The 16,962-nt window shown below is 44.1% G+C and carries 17 protein-coding genes; 3 read left to right on the top strand and 14 right to left on the bottom strand.

Annotation, left to right across the window (positions count from 1 at the left end; genetic code table 11):
• Positions 1 to 20: 20 nt before the first annotated feature.
• The 4 genes from mdxE to BFW96_RS03555 all read right to left on the bottom strand — a co-directional run bounded on the left by mdxE (position 21) and on the right by BFW96_RS03555 (position 4,978).
• Positions 21 to 1,274, bottom strand: a complete 1,254-nt coding sequence (gene mdxE / locus BFW96_RS03570; RefSeq protein WP_069838661.1) for a maltodextrin ABC transporter substrate-binding protein MdxE — start codon at positions 1,272 to 1,274, stop codon at positions 21 to 23.
• 95 nt (positions 1,275 to 1,369) lie between these two features.
• Positions 1,370 to 3,139, bottom strand: coding sequence for a maltogenic alpha-amylase (gene mdxD / locus BFW96_RS03565; protein ID WP_069838660.1), 1,770 nt, complete (start codon positions 3,137 to 3,139; stop codon positions 1,370 to 1,372).
• A 112-nt stretch (positions 3,140 to 3,251) separates the two neighbouring features.
• On the bottom strand, positions 3,252 to 4,202 hold the full coding sequence (locus BFW96_RS03560) for a LacI family DNA-binding transcriptional regulator (protein ID WP_040081733.1): 951 nt from the start codon (positions 4,200 to 4,202) through the stop codon (positions 3,252 to 3,254).
• A 200-nt stretch (positions 4,203 to 4,402) separates the two neighbouring features.
• Positions 4,403 to 4,978 (bottom strand): LOG family protein, encoded by a 576-nt coding sequence (locus BFW96_RS03555; RefSeq protein ID WP_014665480.1) that lies wholly within the window; start codon positions 4,976 to 4,978, stop codon positions 4,403 to 4,405.
• A 116-nt stretch (positions 4,979 to 5,094) separates the two neighbouring features.
• Between BFW96_RS03555 and BFW96_RS03550 the strand changes: the two genes are divergently transcribed.
• Positions 5,095 to 5,415, top strand: a complete 321-nt coding sequence (locus BFW96_RS03550) for a MazG nucleotide pyrophosphohydrolase domain-containing protein (RefSeq protein ID WP_040081731.1) — start codon at positions 5,095 to 5,097, stop codon at positions 5,413 to 5,415.
• Positions 5,416 to 5,442: 27 nt separating this feature from the next.
• On the opposite strand, the gene BFW96_RS03545 is transcribed toward BFW96_RS03550, so the two are convergent.
• Positions 5,443 to 7,035, bottom strand: coding sequence for a SulP family inorganic anion transporter (locus BFW96_RS03545; protein WP_069838659.1), 1,593 nt, complete (start codon positions 7,033 to 7,035; stop codon positions 5,443 to 5,445).
• An 18-nt stretch (positions 7,036 to 7,053) separates the two neighbouring features.
• Positions 7,054 to 7,647, bottom strand: a complete 594-nt coding sequence (locus tag BFW96_RS03540) for a beta-class carbonic anhydrase (protein ID WP_083252787.1) — start codon at positions 7,645 to 7,647, stop codon at positions 7,054 to 7,056.
• A gap of 382 nt (positions 7,648 to 8,029) precedes the next feature.
• Between BFW96_RS03540 and BFW96_RS03535 the strand changes: the two genes are divergently transcribed.
• On the top strand, positions 8,030 to 9,007 hold the full coding sequence (locus BFW96_RS03535) for a 2-hydroxyacid dehydrogenase (protein ID WP_083252786.1): 978 nt from the start codon (positions 8,030 to 8,032) through the stop codon (positions 9,005 to 9,007).
• 36 nt (positions 9,008 to 9,043) lie between these two features.
• Here the strand turns inward: BFW96_RS03535 and psdB are convergent, their stop codons facing one another.
• From psdB to psdR, 4 genes are all read right to left on the bottom strand, one after another.
• A complete protein-coding gene (gene psdB / locus BFW96_RS03530; protein WP_069838656.1) occupies positions 9,044 to 10,984 on the bottom strand; it encodes a lantibiotic ABC transporter permease PsdB in 1,941 nt (646 codons plus the stop codon).
• A complete protein-coding gene (gene psdA, locus BFW96_RS03525) occupies positions 10,959 to 11,738 on the bottom strand; it encodes a lantibiotic ABC transporter ATP-binding protein PsdA (RefSeq protein WP_014665486.1) in 780 nt (259 codons plus the stop codon). The genes psdB and psdA overlap by 26 nt, the downstream gene beginning before the upstream one ends.
• 82 nt (positions 11,739 to 11,820) lie before the next feature.
• The gene (gene psdS / locus BFW96_RS03520) at positions 11,821 to 12,891 is read right to left on the bottom strand and encodes a two-component sensor histidine kinase PsdS (RefSeq protein ID WP_069838655.1); all 1,071 of its coding nucleotides are present in this window, start codon (positions 12,889 to 12,891) and stop codon (positions 11,821 to 11,823) included.
• Positions 12,885 to 13,598 carry a two-component system response regulator PsdR gene (gene psdR / locus BFW96_RS03515; RefSeq protein ID WP_069838654.1) on the bottom strand — a complete coding sequence of 238 codons (714 nt, stop codon included), beginning with the start codon at positions 13,596 to 13,598 and terminating at the stop codon, positions 12,885 to 12,887. Before psdR ends, psdS begins: the two co-directional genes overlap by 7 nt.
• Positions 13,599 to 13,744: 146 nt before the next feature.
• Here psdR and BFW96_RS03510 point away from each other — a divergent pair, with 146 nt between their 5' ends.
• Complete coding sequence (locus BFW96_RS03510) at positions 13,745 to 13,954, top strand: hypothetical protein (RefSeq protein ID WP_014665489.1); 210 nt, start codon at positions 13,745 to 13,747, stop codon at positions 13,952 to 13,954.
• A 35-nt stretch (positions 13,955 to 13,989) separates the two neighbouring features.
• Here the strand turns inward: BFW96_RS03510 and BFW96_RS03505 are convergent, their stop codons facing one another.
• Genes BFW96_RS03505 through mgfK form a run of 4 tightly spaced genes read right to left on the bottom strand, consistent with a single transcriptional unit; the run spans position 13,990 to position 16,962 of the window.
• Complete coding sequence (locus tag BFW96_RS03505) at positions 13,990 to 14,754, bottom strand: arylamine N-acetyltransferase family protein (RefSeq protein ID WP_082032946.1); 765 nt, start codon at positions 14,752 to 14,754, stop codon at positions 13,990 to 13,992.
• Entirely contained in the window at positions 14,755 to 15,012 is a 258-nt protein-coding gene (locus BFW96_RS03500; protein ID WP_003219835.1) for an HPr family phosphocarrier protein, read from the bottom strand. It abuts the gene before it with no gap.
• Between the two features lie 23 nt (positions 15,013 to 15,035).
• Entirely contained in the window at positions 15,036 to 15,986 is a 951-nt protein-coding gene (gene whiA, locus BFW96_RS03495) for a DNA-binding protein WhiA (protein WP_003243775.1), read from the bottom strand.
• 22 nt (positions 15,987 to 16,008) lie between these two features.
• Entirely contained in the window at positions 16,009 to 16,962 is a 954-nt protein-coding gene (mgfK, locus tag BFW96_RS03490; RefSeq protein WP_040082505.1) for a gluconeogenesis morphogenetic factor, read from the bottom strand.

The following is a 16,962-nucleotide window of genomic DNA, read 5'->3' as shown; positions in this document are numbered from 1 at the left end:
CCGGACGCTATCCCGCCGTTTTATTTCACATACTTTTCTTTAATATTTTCCTTTATGGTGTTTACAGCATCATCCGCTGCTGTTTGTGTGGATTTTTTTCCTGAAGCTGCATCAAAAATCAAGCTTTCCGCTCCTGTCCATACCTCAGCCATTTCCGGAATATTTGGAGTCGGCGTTGCTGTTTCATATTGTTTAATCACAGCTGACGTCAGTTCATTCTTTTGCTCATCGGCTTTCTTCCTTGCAGCAGTGTTGGCTGGAACTTCGTTTGTATCCTCATAAAAAGCGTAAGCATTGGCATCATTTGCAGCATACTCAATCCATTTTTCAGCCAGCTCGGGTTCTTTTGTATATTTCGAAGCAACCCAGCCCTTCCCGCCGGCAAAAGGGGCGTATTCTTCTCCATTTGGCAAAGTCGGAATGGGAGCTGCTCCGTAGTTCAAATTAGCTTCTTTATAGTTGGCAGCTGACCACGGTCCGCCAATGATCGCAGCCGCTTTGCCTTCTAAAAACATCTGCTGAATAAAGTCGTCTGCGCTTGAATTGTCTTGCATTCCTTTCGGCCAATAGGTTTTAAACCATTTCTCTGCATATTTCGCCGCTTCCACAGCCCCTTTGTTGTTCAGGCCGATGTCCCCGGAATCTGTGCCGTTTTTTCCAAATACATATCCGCCGTATCCAGCCAATAAGCCGTACGACATATAAAAGTCAGTCCATTTTGCTAAAAATCCGGTTGATTTTCCTTTTTCCGAAGCAAACGCGAATCGAGGATCCTCCATTAACTTTTCAAGGTCTTTAAATGTTTTGGGTGCTGTTTTTAAAAGATCTTTGTTGTAATACAAAATAAGTGTCTCAATGACTAGCGGCATTCCGTACACTTTGCCGTCAACTGTCACCTGCTGCATTTCTTTCTCTCCAAAGCTCTTTGTATGAGAGGGCTTAATGTCGAGCAAATGCCCCTGCTGTCCCAAACCGCCGATCCGGTCATATGCAGCAAGCATAACATCAGGCGCGTTACCCGCCGGGCCATCAAGAGGAAGCGCTTCCAACTGTTCGAACATTTGCTTTTCAACAATTTTTACTGTGACATCATTCTCTTTTTCAAACTTTGCTTTGATGCTTTCAATGTATTCTTTATACGTTTCCTCGACAGACACAGTCAGCACCTTTTTGCCATCAGCGCTTGCTGGATTTTTTGAACTTGAGCAGGCGGCAAGGCTGATTGCCAGAAATGATGCCGCCAATATGGCGAACCCCTTTTTAAAAAGAACCATCTCTTTTCCCCCTTCTATTTACGAAACTATAACAATTGTATTGTCCTGCAGAAAGCGGTTACAACAACTTTTGATTTGTTACCGATAACAGAATGTTATACTGGGGCGGCAGCACTCAAAATCAAAAATTCCCCCGGCTGAACGGCAATGACATCGTGATGATGAAGCGGCTGCTCTGTCCATGCATCGCAGATTTTCTTATTCCTTTCAATATTTAAATCTCGTAAACTGACGTGTTGAACCGCATTCCCCTGATTAAAGAAATAAATCAGTATTTTTTCATCGAGAGTCCGCGAAAAGCTGATAAAATCATTTTTGTCATCCAGCAGATTCCACTCAAGATGTCCTTCAGTCAACAAAGTGTTTTCCTGCTTGCGTAAAGCAATTAACCGTTTCATAAATCGCAGCATGTCCTGGTTTTGCTTTTCCTTTTCCCAAACCATACATTTCCGGCACAATGGATCATTTTCACCGTCCAGCCCGATTTCCGTTCCGTAATAGATGCATGGTGAGCCTGTCTGGGCAAACATAAAGGCCAGCAACGCGCGAGCTTTCTTCTCATCATTGCGGCATCTGGTCAAAAGGCGCTTTGTATCATGGCTATCCAGTAAATTAAACATCACCTCATTGGCCTGCTTCATCCCATTCATCAAATGTGCATTGATACGGTGGGCCATACGTGAGGCTGGGATCGTCTGGTCAGCAAAGTATTCATTCATAGGTTCTGTAAAAGGGTAGTTCATCACCGCATGAAATTCATCCCCTCTAAGCCAGGGTTCGGCAGAATGCCAGATCTCACCTAAAATATAAACGTCAGGCTTTTCAGTAGATACAGCCTGCCTAAATGTCTTCCAAAACACGTGATCCACTTCATTTGCGACATCCAAACGCCAGCCGTCAATGTCAAATTCGCGAATCCAGTACAAAGCAATATCAAGCAAATATTTCTGCACTTCGGGATTAGCCGTGTTTAGCTTCGGCATATCAGCTGTAAAAGCAAACCTGTCATAATTGTCGCCTATGACGGGAAAAGAGTGAATATGGAACCAGTCTTTATAGCGGGATCGAGCTCCGTTTTTGACGACATCCTGCCATTGCGGAGACGCGCTTCCTATATGGTTAAAAACCGCATCTAGCATAATTCTCATCCCCCGCTGATGAAGCTGGCTGACCAATGTACGAAAAAGCTCCGGATCCCCAAAATGCGGATCAATAGAAAAGTAATCCAGCGTGTCGTATTTATGATTAGAAGGCGCGGAAAAGATCGGCGTCAGATAAATGCCGTTCACCCCTAAATCCTCTAAATAATCAAGCTTGTCAACAATCCCTTGCAAATCTCCTCCAAAAAAATCATTGACGCCCGGGTCCTTGCTCCCCCACGGCAATGCATTCTTCGGTGACAAGTCTTCTCTTCCATTTGCAAAACGCTCCGGAAAAATTTGATACCAAACCGTTGACTTGACCCATTCAGGCGCTTGAAATGTATCAGCCTCGTGAACAAACGGAAATTTAAAGTAATAATGAATCGTTTCCAGTGTTTTTTCGTTATAAGGGCATACACCCGAACTTCCGAAAAAGATGTCTTCATGATCGTCTGTTACAACAAACGCATATTGTAAACGCCTAAATGGCGGCACCACTTCAGCAAACCAATAGTCATGCACGTCTGTTGCGACAATTTTCTTCATCGGCTGCTCGTTTGCCGACCAGCTGCCGTCGTTGTACTCATAGGGATCACCCCAAATGACTCGAATGTGATCTGCATCATCTTTTTTCGTCCGAATCTTGATATGCACTGTCCGCCCATCATAAGAATAAGCATCAGTACTGAATGGCTGATGGTGAATCGCTGCATATTCCATCATCTTTCCCCCTTTGATTTCCGTGTTATTGAAGCCGGCTCATAGTTTGAAAGTATCATGACGGAATAGCAGGAACAATCCTTTTCCCCCTGTTACCGATAACAGAATAAGGCGCTTACAGCGTTGATTCTCGTACAATTAACTCTGGTTCAAAAAATAGGCTTCCTTGAGCAGCACCGTCTTCATTCATTTTTTTCAGCAACATTTTCGCACAGGCTTCTCCCATTTCAACAACAGGCTGTCTGACCGTAGTCAACCGCGGTGAGGAGATGCGATCAAGAAACACACCGTCATTCCCGGTAACCGCCACATCTTCTGGAATTCGCTTTCCAAGCGATTGTGCCGCACGAATGACGCCGAGCGCGATTCGATCAGATGCGCAGACAAATGCCGCCTGATTGTCCATGGATGTCAGCAGTTCTCTTGCAAGGCCTTCACTTTTCGTAGAACTGTTGTCGACCCGAAACATATTCGTCTTTTTAAAGCTTTTATTCATCGCCCGTATATACCCCTGTTCTCTTGCACGTTCGAAAGGCTCATCTAAATCAATGCCAAAAAAGACCACCTCCCGCTCACCCAGCCCCATCACATGTCGGGTTGCCATAAAAGTGCCTTTCTCGTTATTCACATCGATAAAGTCATAGCCCATTTCATTTTGCCCGAATACGACGAGCGGCTTCTCAAACGCTTTTATTACACCTTCAAAATCAGTTCTTCTCAAGCCGGTGGCAATAATGCCGTCACATTGGCCAATATTGAGAGAATTTCTTGTCACAAGCTGGAGAGCATAGTGATTGCGATCCAGCTCCCTGCTGATTCCGGTCAGCAGGTTCATGTAATATGGTTCTGTCGTATCCATTTCCTCAAGAATCAATAGTTTTACAACCTGTGTTCTGTTTTGCACGAGCGCTCTTGCCGCATAATTAGGGATGTAATTCAGCTCTTTCATCGCAGAATGAACAAGCTTTTTCAATTCATCTGTCACCGTCTCAGGGTGATTGATCACTCGTGATACCGTCATTTTCGAAACATTAGCTTTTTTTGCCACATCTGACAACGTTGCCATTTTCATCCCCTCCTTAACTGTGCTTATTATCCAAACTAGTGAAAAAGTCCTCTATTACTGCTAAATATACAATACAGGCAAAAGAGAAATAAAAAAGAGATTTCCTTCTGGAAACCTCACATTGTTAAAAAACTCGATTTTTAATACATTCTCTGCCCGGCAATTAGACCAAATACGTCCTTCACGAGAAAGGCTCTTTTTTAAATTTCCGTCCACTTTTTCTCTAAAATCGGATAAGAATAATTTTGCATTTGCTCAATTAACTCATCCGGCCGTGATGAGCTGTGAATCAGCTTTAGGTGCGATTCGTTAGAAAACCCTTCTTGTATGCTGTATTTCACCATTTTCATCATCGGTTCAAAATATCCGTTTACATTGTACAGTCCGATTGGTTTTTGGTGGATGCCGATCTGTGCCCAGCAAAGCACTTCAAATAATTCTTCATATGTACCGAACCCTCCCGGCATTGAGATAAAGCCGTCCGCCAGCTCGCTCATTTTAGCCTTTCGTTCATGCATCCCGTTTACTTCAATCAGCTCAGTCAGGTTTTGATGAACAACCTCCCCGCTGAACAAACCGCTCGGCATGACCCCGATTGCAGTTCCGCCGTTTTCCATAATCGCGTCAGCAATCGTGCCCATCAAGCCTACGCGGGAGCCCCCATAGACAAGCCCGATTCCCTGCTCAGCCATGTACGTGCCAAGCTCTGCCGCTTTTCTTTTATACGCTTCATTTCCCCCTGGGTTTGACCCTGCAAATACACAAATGGTTTTCATCTTGTCATCTCCGCATCTATATATCGTGTTAAATATCCCGAAAGACACTATATATTGTCCCATCTTCATGTGATAATATCAATATGAAATACATAAAGAATGCAGGAGTGATGATGTTGCAGCTGGCTGATGCAGAAAAATGGATGAAAGAGTTTTACGAAAAAAGAGGCTGGACAGAATACGGGCCGTTTATTCGGGTCGGCTTTTTAATGGAGGAAGCCGGAGAACTGGCCCGGGCTGTGAGGGCGTATGAAATTGGCAGAGACCGGCCGGATGAGAAAGAATCGTCACGCGCTGAGAAAAAACAAGAATTGATCGAAGAAATGGGAGATGTCATCGGAAATATCGCCATTCTTGCTGATATGTATGGTGTCTCTTTAGAAGACGTCATGAAGGCCCACCAAGAAAAACTGACAAAACGATTTGAGCATGCATGAAAAAAGCGGCCGCAATGGCCGCTTTTTTTAACCTGTGATTTCATCATGGTGATCAAAGAAATGCTGTTTTCCTATTTTGTGAAAAAGGCCTGTTTTATGCAGCAGCTCCTTCGGCTGCGATTGTAATCCTACAATCATCAGCTTTCCATTGTGGCGCTTAATTCGATTCATAATGTTCCCTAGCACCGCTTCAGCTGACGTATCCATATAGTGCACCTTATTCATGAGCAGGATGAGGGTTTTCGGTTTTTTCTGTACATGCTCCAGCAATGACGATTCAAGCGAATCAATTGATCCGAAAAACAGCGGCCCTTCTATTGCATACATGCTGACAGATGGATCTTCTCTCTTCGCCAGAACAGGATGCGATTCCTGATTGTGGATGCGGGTCGCTTCGCTCATTCTTCTGATAAAGAACACGAATGCAAGCAGCAATCCGGTTGCCACACCGATGATTAAGTCAAACAGAACCGTGAGGGCGAAGGTCGCCGCCAAAATAAAGGAATCAGCGTTTTTCAGTCTCAGCATATTTGCGACTTCCTTGCGCTCACTCATATTCCACGCCACCACCATAAGAATCGGTGCCATACTGGCAAGCGGCACATGGGAGGCATAAGGCGCGAATACAAGCAGGACAAGGAGAACGACTACACCGTGAACGACGCCGGAAACGGGGGAAACCGCTCCGTTTTTTATATTGGTCGCCGTTCTCGCAATCGCTCCTGTAGCCGGGATTCCGCCAAACATGGGCGCTGCCATATTCGCAATCCCCTGGCCGACAAGCTCTTTGTTGCTGTCATGCTTTGAGCCCTTCATGTTATCAGCGACCATTGCCGACAAAATCGACTCAAGTCCTCCAAGAAGCGCGATGACAAGCGCTGCCGGAAACAGCATGACCATTTTATCCAGAGTAAGCTCAGGAAACTGAAATTCAGGCAAATGGCGGGGGATTTCTCCATAAGTTGACCCAATCGTTGCCATGCGGTCAGGGAAAAAGACAACCGCGACCACTGTGGAAATAAGAAGCGCCAACAAAGCGCCCGGCACTTTAGGCATCACCTTGGCGGATACAAGCAAAATGACGAGCCCGATCACAGCTGTCAAAATGGCATACACGTTAAAGGTGCCGAGCTGCTGCACAATTTCAAACATGTTGTGATGAAAGTTCTCATGTTTTTCAACATTTCTCAATCCGAGAAAATTAGCGATTTGTTCCGTAAAGATCAGCACGGCAATTCCGGCTGTAAAACCGACGATAACGGGTTTCGGCACGAATTTCATTATTTTTCCGAGCTTAAACAGCCCGAACAGCACCAGCATCACTCCTGCCATAAACCCGGCAATCAGCAGATTTTCCAAGCCATACTGCATGATAATGCCGAATAAAATTGGGACAAAGGCGCCCGTCGGACCGCCAATTTGATATTTAGATCCTCCAAACAAAGAAATACAAATCCCAGCTATAACAACAGTGTACAGCCCATATTCAGGCTCGACTCCCGAGGCAATGGCAAACGCCATCCCTAATGGAATTGCCACGACACCTACTACAATACCTGCAATTAAATCTTTCTGAAATTTCTGCAAATTGTATCCCTTGAATCTCCCTGAGAATCGCATATTTTGCTATAACCTCCCTTATAAATGTGTGTTTATGAGCTCAGTTTCATAACCGTTAATGACCACATCTAGTTTTCCTGTTTCAGGATGAATGACAAGCCCGTGTACCGGCACCTTTTTCGGCAGCAACGGATGGTTCTTGATCAGATTCACACTGTGGGAAACGCTTTCTTCCACGCTGTGAAAGCCGGTCAGCCACGTTTTCAAATCAAGTCCGGCGCTCGTCAGCAAATTCAGGCAGCTATCCTCTACTCCGCGTTCCTTTGCTTTCTCAAGAATTGAGGAAGCATTCAGTCCTGACATTCCGCATTCATGATGGCCGATAATGCATACCTCTTCAGCCTGCAATTCATAAATCGCCACCAGTATGCTTCTCATCACGCTTCCAAATGGGTGAGAAACGATGGCTCCCGCGTTTTTTACAATTTTAGCATCACCGTTTTTAAGCCCCATTGCTTGCGGAAGAAGTTCTGTAAGCCTTGTATCCATACAGGTGACAATGACGAGCTTTTTTGAAGGAAACTTTGTCGTTTTGTACGGTTCATACTTCTTCTCTCTGACAAACCACTGATTGTGTTCCAAAATTGATGTTAAAGAAACCATTTGATTCATCTCCCATCCATATAATTTTGCAAGCCTTCTTCCCCAGCTTACAGTAAGGAATTATAGCATAGGAATTCACTGCGAAAAGGCTTTCAAAAAAAGACACTATAATTGGACTGTAGAATCAAAACATAAACATTTATATCTTTCAAAGATAATAAAATTTATATTTATTGAATCCTATAATCTGGCTCCAACTCGATATTGATGATTTGTCTGACAAAAAATATAGGTGAATTCTGATAATTAAAAAACTTTTTTAAGCGGATTTAGCTGTCCGATCTCCATTTTAAGTTCAAAAGAACCAGAAATTAAAATGGACGCAGCCATATTTTTAACATCTATTTATTTCCGATATAATAAAATGGACGACAGCCATAAAGGGGGAGCCTTGTTGAAACCATTTGTATTTATCACAAAACCGATTCCTGAAGAGATTGAAGCATTCATCGGTGAACATTGCCGTTATGAGGTATGGCAGGAGGATACGCTTCCGAGTGATGTGCTATTTGAGAAATTAAAAGATGCGGAAGGGCTTTTAACGTCAGGAACGTCCGGACCGTCAATCAATCGTGAATTGCTGGAACACGCGCCAAAGCTCAAGGTGGTCAGCAACCAATCAGTAGGCTACGATAACTTCGATATAGAAGCAATGAAAGAAAGAGGAGTCGTCGGCACTCATACACCTTATACACTGGATGACACAGTAGCAGATCTGGCCTTTTCTTTGATTCTGTCTTCTGCCAGACGTGTTGCCGAACTGGACCGTTTTGTCAGAGCGGGAAAATGGGGAACCGTTGAAGAGGAAGCGCTTTTCGGCATTGACGTTCATCATCAAACGTTAGGCATTATCGGCATGGGTAGAATTGGCGAACAAGCAGCGAGACGCGCCAAATTTGGTTTTGATATGGAAGTGCTTTATCATAACCGCCATCGCAAACAAGAAACGGAAGACAGCATCGGCGTTAAGTACGCTGAGCTTGATACATTGCTGAAGCAATCTGATTTTATTCTGCTCATTACGCCGCTAACAGATGAAACGTACCATATGATAGGCGAACGTGAATTTAAGATGATGAAGGATTCAGCAATTTTCGTCAATATTTCCCGGGGAAAGACAGTTGATGAAAAAGCGCTGATTCGCGCCCTTCAGGAAGGCTGGATCAGAGGAGCCGGCTTAGACGTATACGAAAAAGAGCCTGTTACCCAAGATAACCCGCTCTTACAGTTGGATAATGTCACGTTGCTTCCTCACATTGGTTCAGCAACAGCTAAAGTGCGCTTCAACATGTGCAAACAGGCTGCCGAAAATATGATCGCAGCCATTCAAGGACAAACACCGAAAAATCTCACAAGAGAATTTCAATAAATCAAAAATCCGGTCTGATACAGACCGGATTTTATATTACATACGCTGAAGAACAGCACGCTTATAAATATGGCGGGTAACGATATAATAAACAGCCTGGAACACAAAATAAATGAAGATGACAATTACTGCCTCAAAAAATAAGTTGGAATTCAGCATATTGCTTAACGCAGCATACGCAAAGCCGGCGTGAATTGTGCCCGCAATAAATGGGATGAAGAACAAAAATCCAATTTGTTTTCCAAGGATCGAGTGAATCTCTCTGTCCGTAATTCCCATTCTCTTTAATGCTAAAACTTGCACTCTTGTATCTTCTATTTCTGTAAACATCCGCAAATACAGCATGCTTCCTTGCACGATAAAAAACAGCACGCTGACAAACAGACCAATAAACAGCATTAATGCAACTCCCTGCTTCACGATTTGATAGCTTGGAGCACGCGTTTGAAAATCAGATGTATGTTCTTTCGGCACCATGTTTTCAAGCTTTTCAGAGACATCCACCGTCTCCTGCCAATTCTCAAGCTCATAACCTACCACTCTCATCTGTTCCTTCAGCGGCACATTCTGTGACAGACTGTCAAAGCTCTTTTCGCTGACGACCAATAAACGGCTGACTCCATCGACTGACATCAATATCCCTTTGTTTTGCTGCTTTTTCATTGTGTAGGAAAGTGTTTTTCCTGACTTCATATGAAATGCCGCTGTTTCCCCTTCTCCAAATGTGTCTTTCACCATCATTTGAAAAGGAACATTAATAAATGCTTCATTTTCTTGTAAATGAATAACTGGAAGCCCTTTTTCCTTTGCGACTAGATTATAGATATTTGCTGGAATCAGCAAGGCTTCCGTTTCTGTTTTCTTGTTTCCATACGGCAAATCTGATTGGAAAGTGACCGGAATCCCTGTTGTATCCACCTTATACTTGATAACAGCATGAGCTTTTTTCAATGTATGCTCAGCCGTCTCAGGCTTCATGACCTGAAATCGCGACGCGTCTTTTTCCACCCAGGAAACAGACTGAGGAATGCTTTGCTCCTCCTGCGTTTGTAAATCGGAATAAAACATATAGATGACACCTGTAGCTGTGAGTATGACCGCCGTAATGACAGAGGTTAAAAACAGCATGCGTGCATGATCCTTCAGCCTGAATATCATGTTGGAACGCACAATAATATTCGTGCCTTTATAGAAGCTGTTTTTCTTTCTGTACAGCATGCGGAAGAACGCCACACTGCTTTGGGTAAAAAAGAAATACGTCCCGATCAATACTAAGATCAAAATTGGAAAGACACGAAACATCATGTCGATCGCATTGGCTGTTGCAGATAAGTAATAACCGCTGCCAAGACATAGCAAAGACAGCACAGTGAGCCATTTCGAATAGACCGGCAGGCTTTTCGGCTTTTGGGCCGATTTAATCAGTTCAATGATTTCCAGCTTCCGAATCCGCCCCAGTGATAAAATGAGCAGCGTCTGAAACAGGATGAGAAAACCGACAGCTGTCATCACAAACGCTTTCGGTACAATGGCAAACGAAATCGGCACCTTCACGCTGAGCATCCATGTCATGATCATAAAAAACAGTTTTGAAAATAAAAGACCTGCTCCAATGCCGGCCGCAATCGCTGCAAGAGAAATGAGTGATTGCTCATAATAAATCATTTTGCGAAGCTGCTGCTTTGATGTGCCAAACAGCGTCAGCAGGCCAAACTCTTTCTTTCTTGCCTGCAAAAAAGCCGAATTGGAATATGTGATGAAAAATATACAAAACACAATGATGACGACAAGAGCTGCACTCAAGCATGTTTTGACAAGGCTTCCGCCATATATATTGTCTTCATTGACATCAGGATGAAAAATAAAAGATGTGAAGACAAAAAACACCGAAACGGCAAACACACAGCTTAAAAAGTAGGCGACATATCGTTGCAGATTCCCAAGAATGTTTTTACGGGCGATGGTTCTCAAATTCATGAAAATCGCCTCCCAACACACTCAAGGTATCCAATATACTTTGATAAAACACCTGCCTGTTTGTTCCTCTGTGAATCTCTGAAAAGAAACGTCCGTCTTTAATAAACACAATCCGTTTACAGAAGCTTGCCGCTGTAGCATCATGCGTAACCAATAAAATCGTCGCTTCCTTTTCTTCATTCAGCTGAGCCAGTGTGTTCATCACTTGCTTTGCCGATTTTGAGTCGAGGTTTCCTGTCGGTTCATCTGCAAGAATGAGGGCCGGATTGTGAATAATCGCTCTGGCACAGGCTGCCCGCTGCTGCTGCCCGCCCGACACTTCGTATGTCCGGTGGTCAAGAATATGCTTAATTTGCAGCGTATCCGCCAGTTCATCCAAACGGGCTTCCATTTCTTTCAGCTTTACCTTATCTAATGCGAGCGGCAAGAGAATATTTTCACGTATTGTCAGCGTATCGAGCAGATTAAAGTCCTGAAAGACAAAGCCGAGTTCTCTTCTGCGAAACATAGCCAGGTCCTGATCCTTTAACGTTTTCGGCTGAATGCCGTTGATCATCATCTCGCCCTGCGTCGGCTTATCAATGGTAGCCAGCAAATTCAGGAGCGTGGTTTTTCCGCTTCCAGACGGCCCCATAATCCCGACAAATTCTCCTTTTGCCACACTGAGATCAAAGCCGCTGAGCGCTTGATATGAGATTGTCCCTTTATTTGAATAGTACGTTTTCGATAGGTTCGTTGTTTGCAACACGTTCATGTTCTGCTCCTCCTTTTTCTTTATTATAAAAAGGAAGTCAGCATCCTCCCATCGAACTTTCTTGCAATTCCGCTCCCCAACCTTACAATGCTGTCACATTCACGAGGGTGTCACTTGAAAACACGATGGTCATCACAGTGCCAGCTCCTTCTTCTGATTCCGCATACAGCTTATGGCCGAGACGGCTGCACACCTGTTTTGCTAAATAAAGGCCCATTCCAGTTGCCTCTTTCATGGTTCGTCCGTTTTCTCCGGTGAAAAACGCGTTAAAAATCCGCGGCAGATCCTGCGGCGGTATACCGATGCCTTCATCAGCAACCGACAGGCGCGTCTCATGTCCCTCCGTTTCAATCCGGATTGTAATAGGGTCTCCCACACCTTGCTTTGAATATTTTAAAGCGTTGAAAAGGATTTGCTCGACAACAAAGGAAAGCCACTTTTGATCACTGGAAATCTGAACGGCATTTGGCGGCACATGTAATGTTGGAAAAAGGCGCCGTTTAATAAACTGACGTTTTTCCTGATTGATCAGTGAACGAACCATTTCTGCCAAATCAAAGGTTTGCGGTTTTACATCAAAGGAAAATTCCTCCAGCCGAGCCGTTTGCAGCATCATATCAAGACCGTGGCGAAATCTCTCATTCTCATCCTCCAGCTCCTCTAAAAACGTCGGAAAAGAGGGTGCGGTTCCGCTTTTTCCTTCCTGAATCATTAAGGAAATGACGGATACCGGTGTTTTCATATGGTGGACCCATTGATTGGTGAAGGTATAATGCTGCTTTTGCTGATTGATATATTGTGAGAGCCTGCTTTCGTATTGCTGCCCGAGCGCGTTGATCATTTTCGTCCAAAGCGCTTGCTCTCCTGTTCTTGGCTTTCGGGCTTTCAAAGACTGTCCGATGTCATTTGCAGCAGACGCTTGCTCTGCAAGCTTTTTGACATAGGTGAGAAAGGAATATTGCCGAACGTAATCAGCTGCAAAACCGGCAGCTAAAAGAACACCAGGCAAAATCCATATATACACCATATTTTCTTTAGATGGTTCTGCGCCGCTCTCTATGATGCTTAAATACGCAATCAGCATGCTGGCCCCTATCCCTAATAATGAAAATAGTATAATGGCGAAACGGTCGATGAGATACGTCTTTAACACTCCGCTTCATCCTTCCGATTGACTTGAAATTGATAGCCCTGTCCTCTGATTGTTGAAATACAATCTTTCAGTCCGGCATTCTCCAGTTTTCTCCGCAGCCGGTTGACATTGACCGTTAACGTATTGTCATCGACAAAATCAACGTCATCCCATAACGCCTCCAATAGCACATCACGGGAGACAATTTTTTTATGCTCCCTCACAAAAATCGAGAGAAGCTGGAATTCTTTTTGGGAAAACAAAATTCGGACACTGTTCCACTCCGCTTCATTCTGATCAGGATAAATCGTCAGCCCGCCAAGTTCCACTATTCTTGATTCCTGCGGCAAAGAGGGCGAATATTCACCATATGTGCGGCGCAGGACGCTTTTGATTTTGGCCATCACTACCTCTATATGGAACGGCTTTGTGATATAATCATCGCCGCCATTTTCAATCGCCATTACCTGATTCAGCTCATCGGTCCGTGCTGATATAAAGATAATCGGCGCATTAGAAATCGTACGTATTTGCCTGCACCAATAAAACCCGTCAAAAAAAGGCAGGTTGATGTCAAGCAGGACAAGATCAGGCTTCATTTCTGCAAATTCCAATTTTATATCATTCAGCTGTTCAGCAATTTTTACTTCATATCCGTATTTTTGAAGATGACCGCCCAGCAAAGAAGCAATCCGCTCATCATCTTCCACAAGCAAAATCTGATACACGTTGATCCCCCTTATATGTACATCACGATGATTTTTCTAGAAGATTCCAAAATTATTATAGCATGTGCAGAATAGTAAATCGGTCTTTTTCTTTTCGATATGATAGAATGGTATAGGTAAAATTTTCATAATAGGCAGGTGTCGTGATGAAGAAAATCATGCTGTTTCTGGCCATTACGTCAATTCTTTCAGCATGTCAGCCCAACTATACCGGGAAATACATAGAAATTGGAGATACACTAACTGACTATACCAAAGAGTGTTTTAAAGAGAATGAGATTCCTTATAAATACGAAAAGGGAAAACTGTATATCCCTGAAGACGCATTTGATACAGCAATCTACACTTGCTCATAAGAAAAAGCTTGCAGATAACCTGCAAGCTTTTCACATTACAAAAAATGAGTATTTAATTTCTCTTCAAATTCTGAAGGGCCGATATCCCTTTTTTGAATGTCACCGCCGTTTTCATGAATCGTGAAATGGCGGTCTGACATGACCATCCTTCCGCTCGGTGTCAGCTTTGAGGCAAGCGGTGATTTGTTAAAAGGAGATTTTTCATGAGAGTGAATCATGTCCTTCATGTTATCTAAATCACAGAGATCGCTCTCTTCAAGGGTAAAGGCGTACCCAATTTGCCAGCCTTCTCCTTTGTCCATCAGCAGCAAATGGCTGCCCATTTCTGTCTCTTCTTTTTTGATTCGGAATGACCCGACTGGTGACTGTACCGTTTCTCCGGAAAGCGGTATCGGCTGAAGCGCCAGGTTGATGCCGAAGCCAATATCAACGAGGTAATCGCCGTTTTCCGCAGACAGCAATACAGCAGCATGCGTCCCTTCTAGCGCCCATCCCTCTTGATTGCCTGCATAAACCGTTCCTCGAATGAGCTTCACATGAAACCCGGCATCACGCAAGACAAAATAAAGGAAGCCATTTAAATCGTAGCATAGGCCGCCGTGCTGTTCTTTGACCAGGCGGCGCCACAGATCTTCTTTTGTTACCCTATAATTCTCTTTTGCGAGTACGGCACGGTTTTCAAATGGAAAACGGTATGCCATTGCTTTGAGAAAAAGAGGAAGATCGCCGAAGCTGACATGGTCTTTCTCCCAGCCGATTTTCTGAAAGCAGTCTTTTAGAAAGTCACTCATTTTTATCACCTAAACTTCTTCTTGAACGTAAGCAGCCAGCTTCTCCAGCGCCTCTTGTTCATCTTCTCCCTGGGCAATCAAGGTAACCTCAGTGCCTGTGCTTACCGCCAGGCTCATCAGCCCCATGATGCTTTTGGCGTTTACTTTTTTCCCATCCTTCTCAAGAAACACATCTGACGTAAACCGGTTTGCTTCTTGTACAAACAAAGCAGCAGGACGTGCTTGCAGTCCTGTCTTTAATCGAACTTCCACTTTCTGTTGAACCATAAGATCTCCCCTTTTCTTTACGGTTATTTTAAAGTGACGGTTTGCCCTGTCCGCAGCTGTTCTGCGATTTCGTCAAGTTTTCTCAGCCTGTGATTGATCCCTGATTTGCTGATTTTCCCGCTTGCTACCATTTCCCCCAGCTCTTTCAGCGTCACTTCCTGATAATCAATCCGCAGCTGCGCGATTTCCCGAAGTTTTTCAGGAAGCGCCTCCAGGCCGATTCTTTCATCGATGTATTTAATATTTTCCACCTGTCTCAGCGAAGCGCCGATCGTTTTATTTAAGTTGGCTGTTTCACAATTGACGAGGCGGTTGACCGAATTTCTCATGTCCCGGACGATTCTGACATCCTCAAATCGCAGAAGCGAGTTGTGAGCGCCGATTACGTTCAGAAACTCTGTAATCTTTTCAGCCTCTTTTAAATAGGTGATGTAGCCTTTTTTCCGTTCAAGCGTTTTGCTGTTTAACTGAAACTCATTTAACAGGTCACATAATGAATCGTTATGCTCCTTATAAAGAGAGAAGATTTCTAAATGATATGAGGAGGTTTCCGGGTTATTGACCGAACCTCCTGCCAAAAATGCTCCTCTCATATAAGAACGCTTGCAGCATCTCTTTTTGACCAGCTCTTTCGAAATACTTCGTTCAAACACAAAATTCTCCCCGAGTATTTTTAAATCCTCTAAGATCGCTTTTGCATTTTCTGAAAAACGCACAATATAGACGTTGTTCTTTTTCAGCCGCATTTTCTTTCTGACCAGCAGCTCGACCGACACGTCATATTGTTTTTTCAGCAATGTATAGATGCGGCGGGCAATCGCCGCGTTTTCGGTTTGAACATCGAGTACGAGATGGCGGTTTGTAAATGATAAAGCTCCATTCATCCGGATGAGTGCAGACAGCTCGGCGTTAATGCAGCAGTCTTTCACTTCCAGATTGGTTAATTCTTTTTTTGTTTCTGATGCAAATGACATATAGCCACCTCATTTCAAGGCTTCATTCTTTCAGTAAATCAACAAGAAGAGAGGCCACTTTATGTGTATCGTGACGAATTACGTCATTTTTATACGTTACGATTTGGTCTCTGATGACTTCAAGCCCCATCGCTTTCAGCTCATCGATATCAAAATCAACAGGACGTGCAGATTCCATTTCGTACTTACGCTTTATTTCGTCGGGAATGTCTTCACTGTTCACTAATATCGTATCAATAAAACCGCAGCCCATATGCTGATTGAGCGCTTTCACATGATCAGCAGCGGTGTAATGGAGCGTTTCACCGGGCTGAGTCATCACGTTGCAAATGTATACTTTTTTCGCCGGCGCCTTTATCACTTCTTCCCCGATTTTTGGGACGAGCAAATTGGGAAGAATGCTTGTATAGAGGCTTCCCGGGCCAATAATAATCAAATCCGCTTCCCTGATCACGTCTATTGTTTCCGGCAGCGGATCAATCTGTTCAGGCGTGAGAAAAACACGCTTAATGCGCTGTCCGTATGCCGGGATCGTTGACTCGCCTGAGACCACGCGGCCATCTTCCATCTCAGCATGCAAAACAACACTGGTATTTGCGGCTGGCAAAACCTTCCCTCTTACATTCAGCACCTTGCTCATTTCTGTGACAGCGTGAAAAAAATCACCGGTTATATTTGTCATCGCTGCCAAAATCAAATTCCCGAGAGAATGGCCTGTTAAGTCATTCCCTTTATTGAAGCGGTGCTGAAAAAGATCTTCAACAAGCGGCTCCACATCGGATAAAGCGGCAAGCACATTTCTGATGTCTCCGGGAGGCGGAATTTTCAGTTCATTCCGCAGACGGCCAGAGCTTCCCCCATCATCGGCAACTGTTACAATGGCCGTGATGTCAACAGGTTTATGCTTTAGGCCCCGAAGCAATACAGAAAGGCCTGTACCGCCGCCAAAGATTGCGATTTTCGGCTTTTGTCCCAT

Source organism: Bacillus sp. F56 (assembly GCF_001748205.1).
GTDB lineage: Bacteria > Bacillota > Bacilli > Bacillales > Bacillaceae > Bacillus > Bacillus stercoris.
The sequence above is the reverse complement of the archived record's forward strand: the minus strand, read 5'-3'. Positions and strand labels throughout refer to the sequence as shown.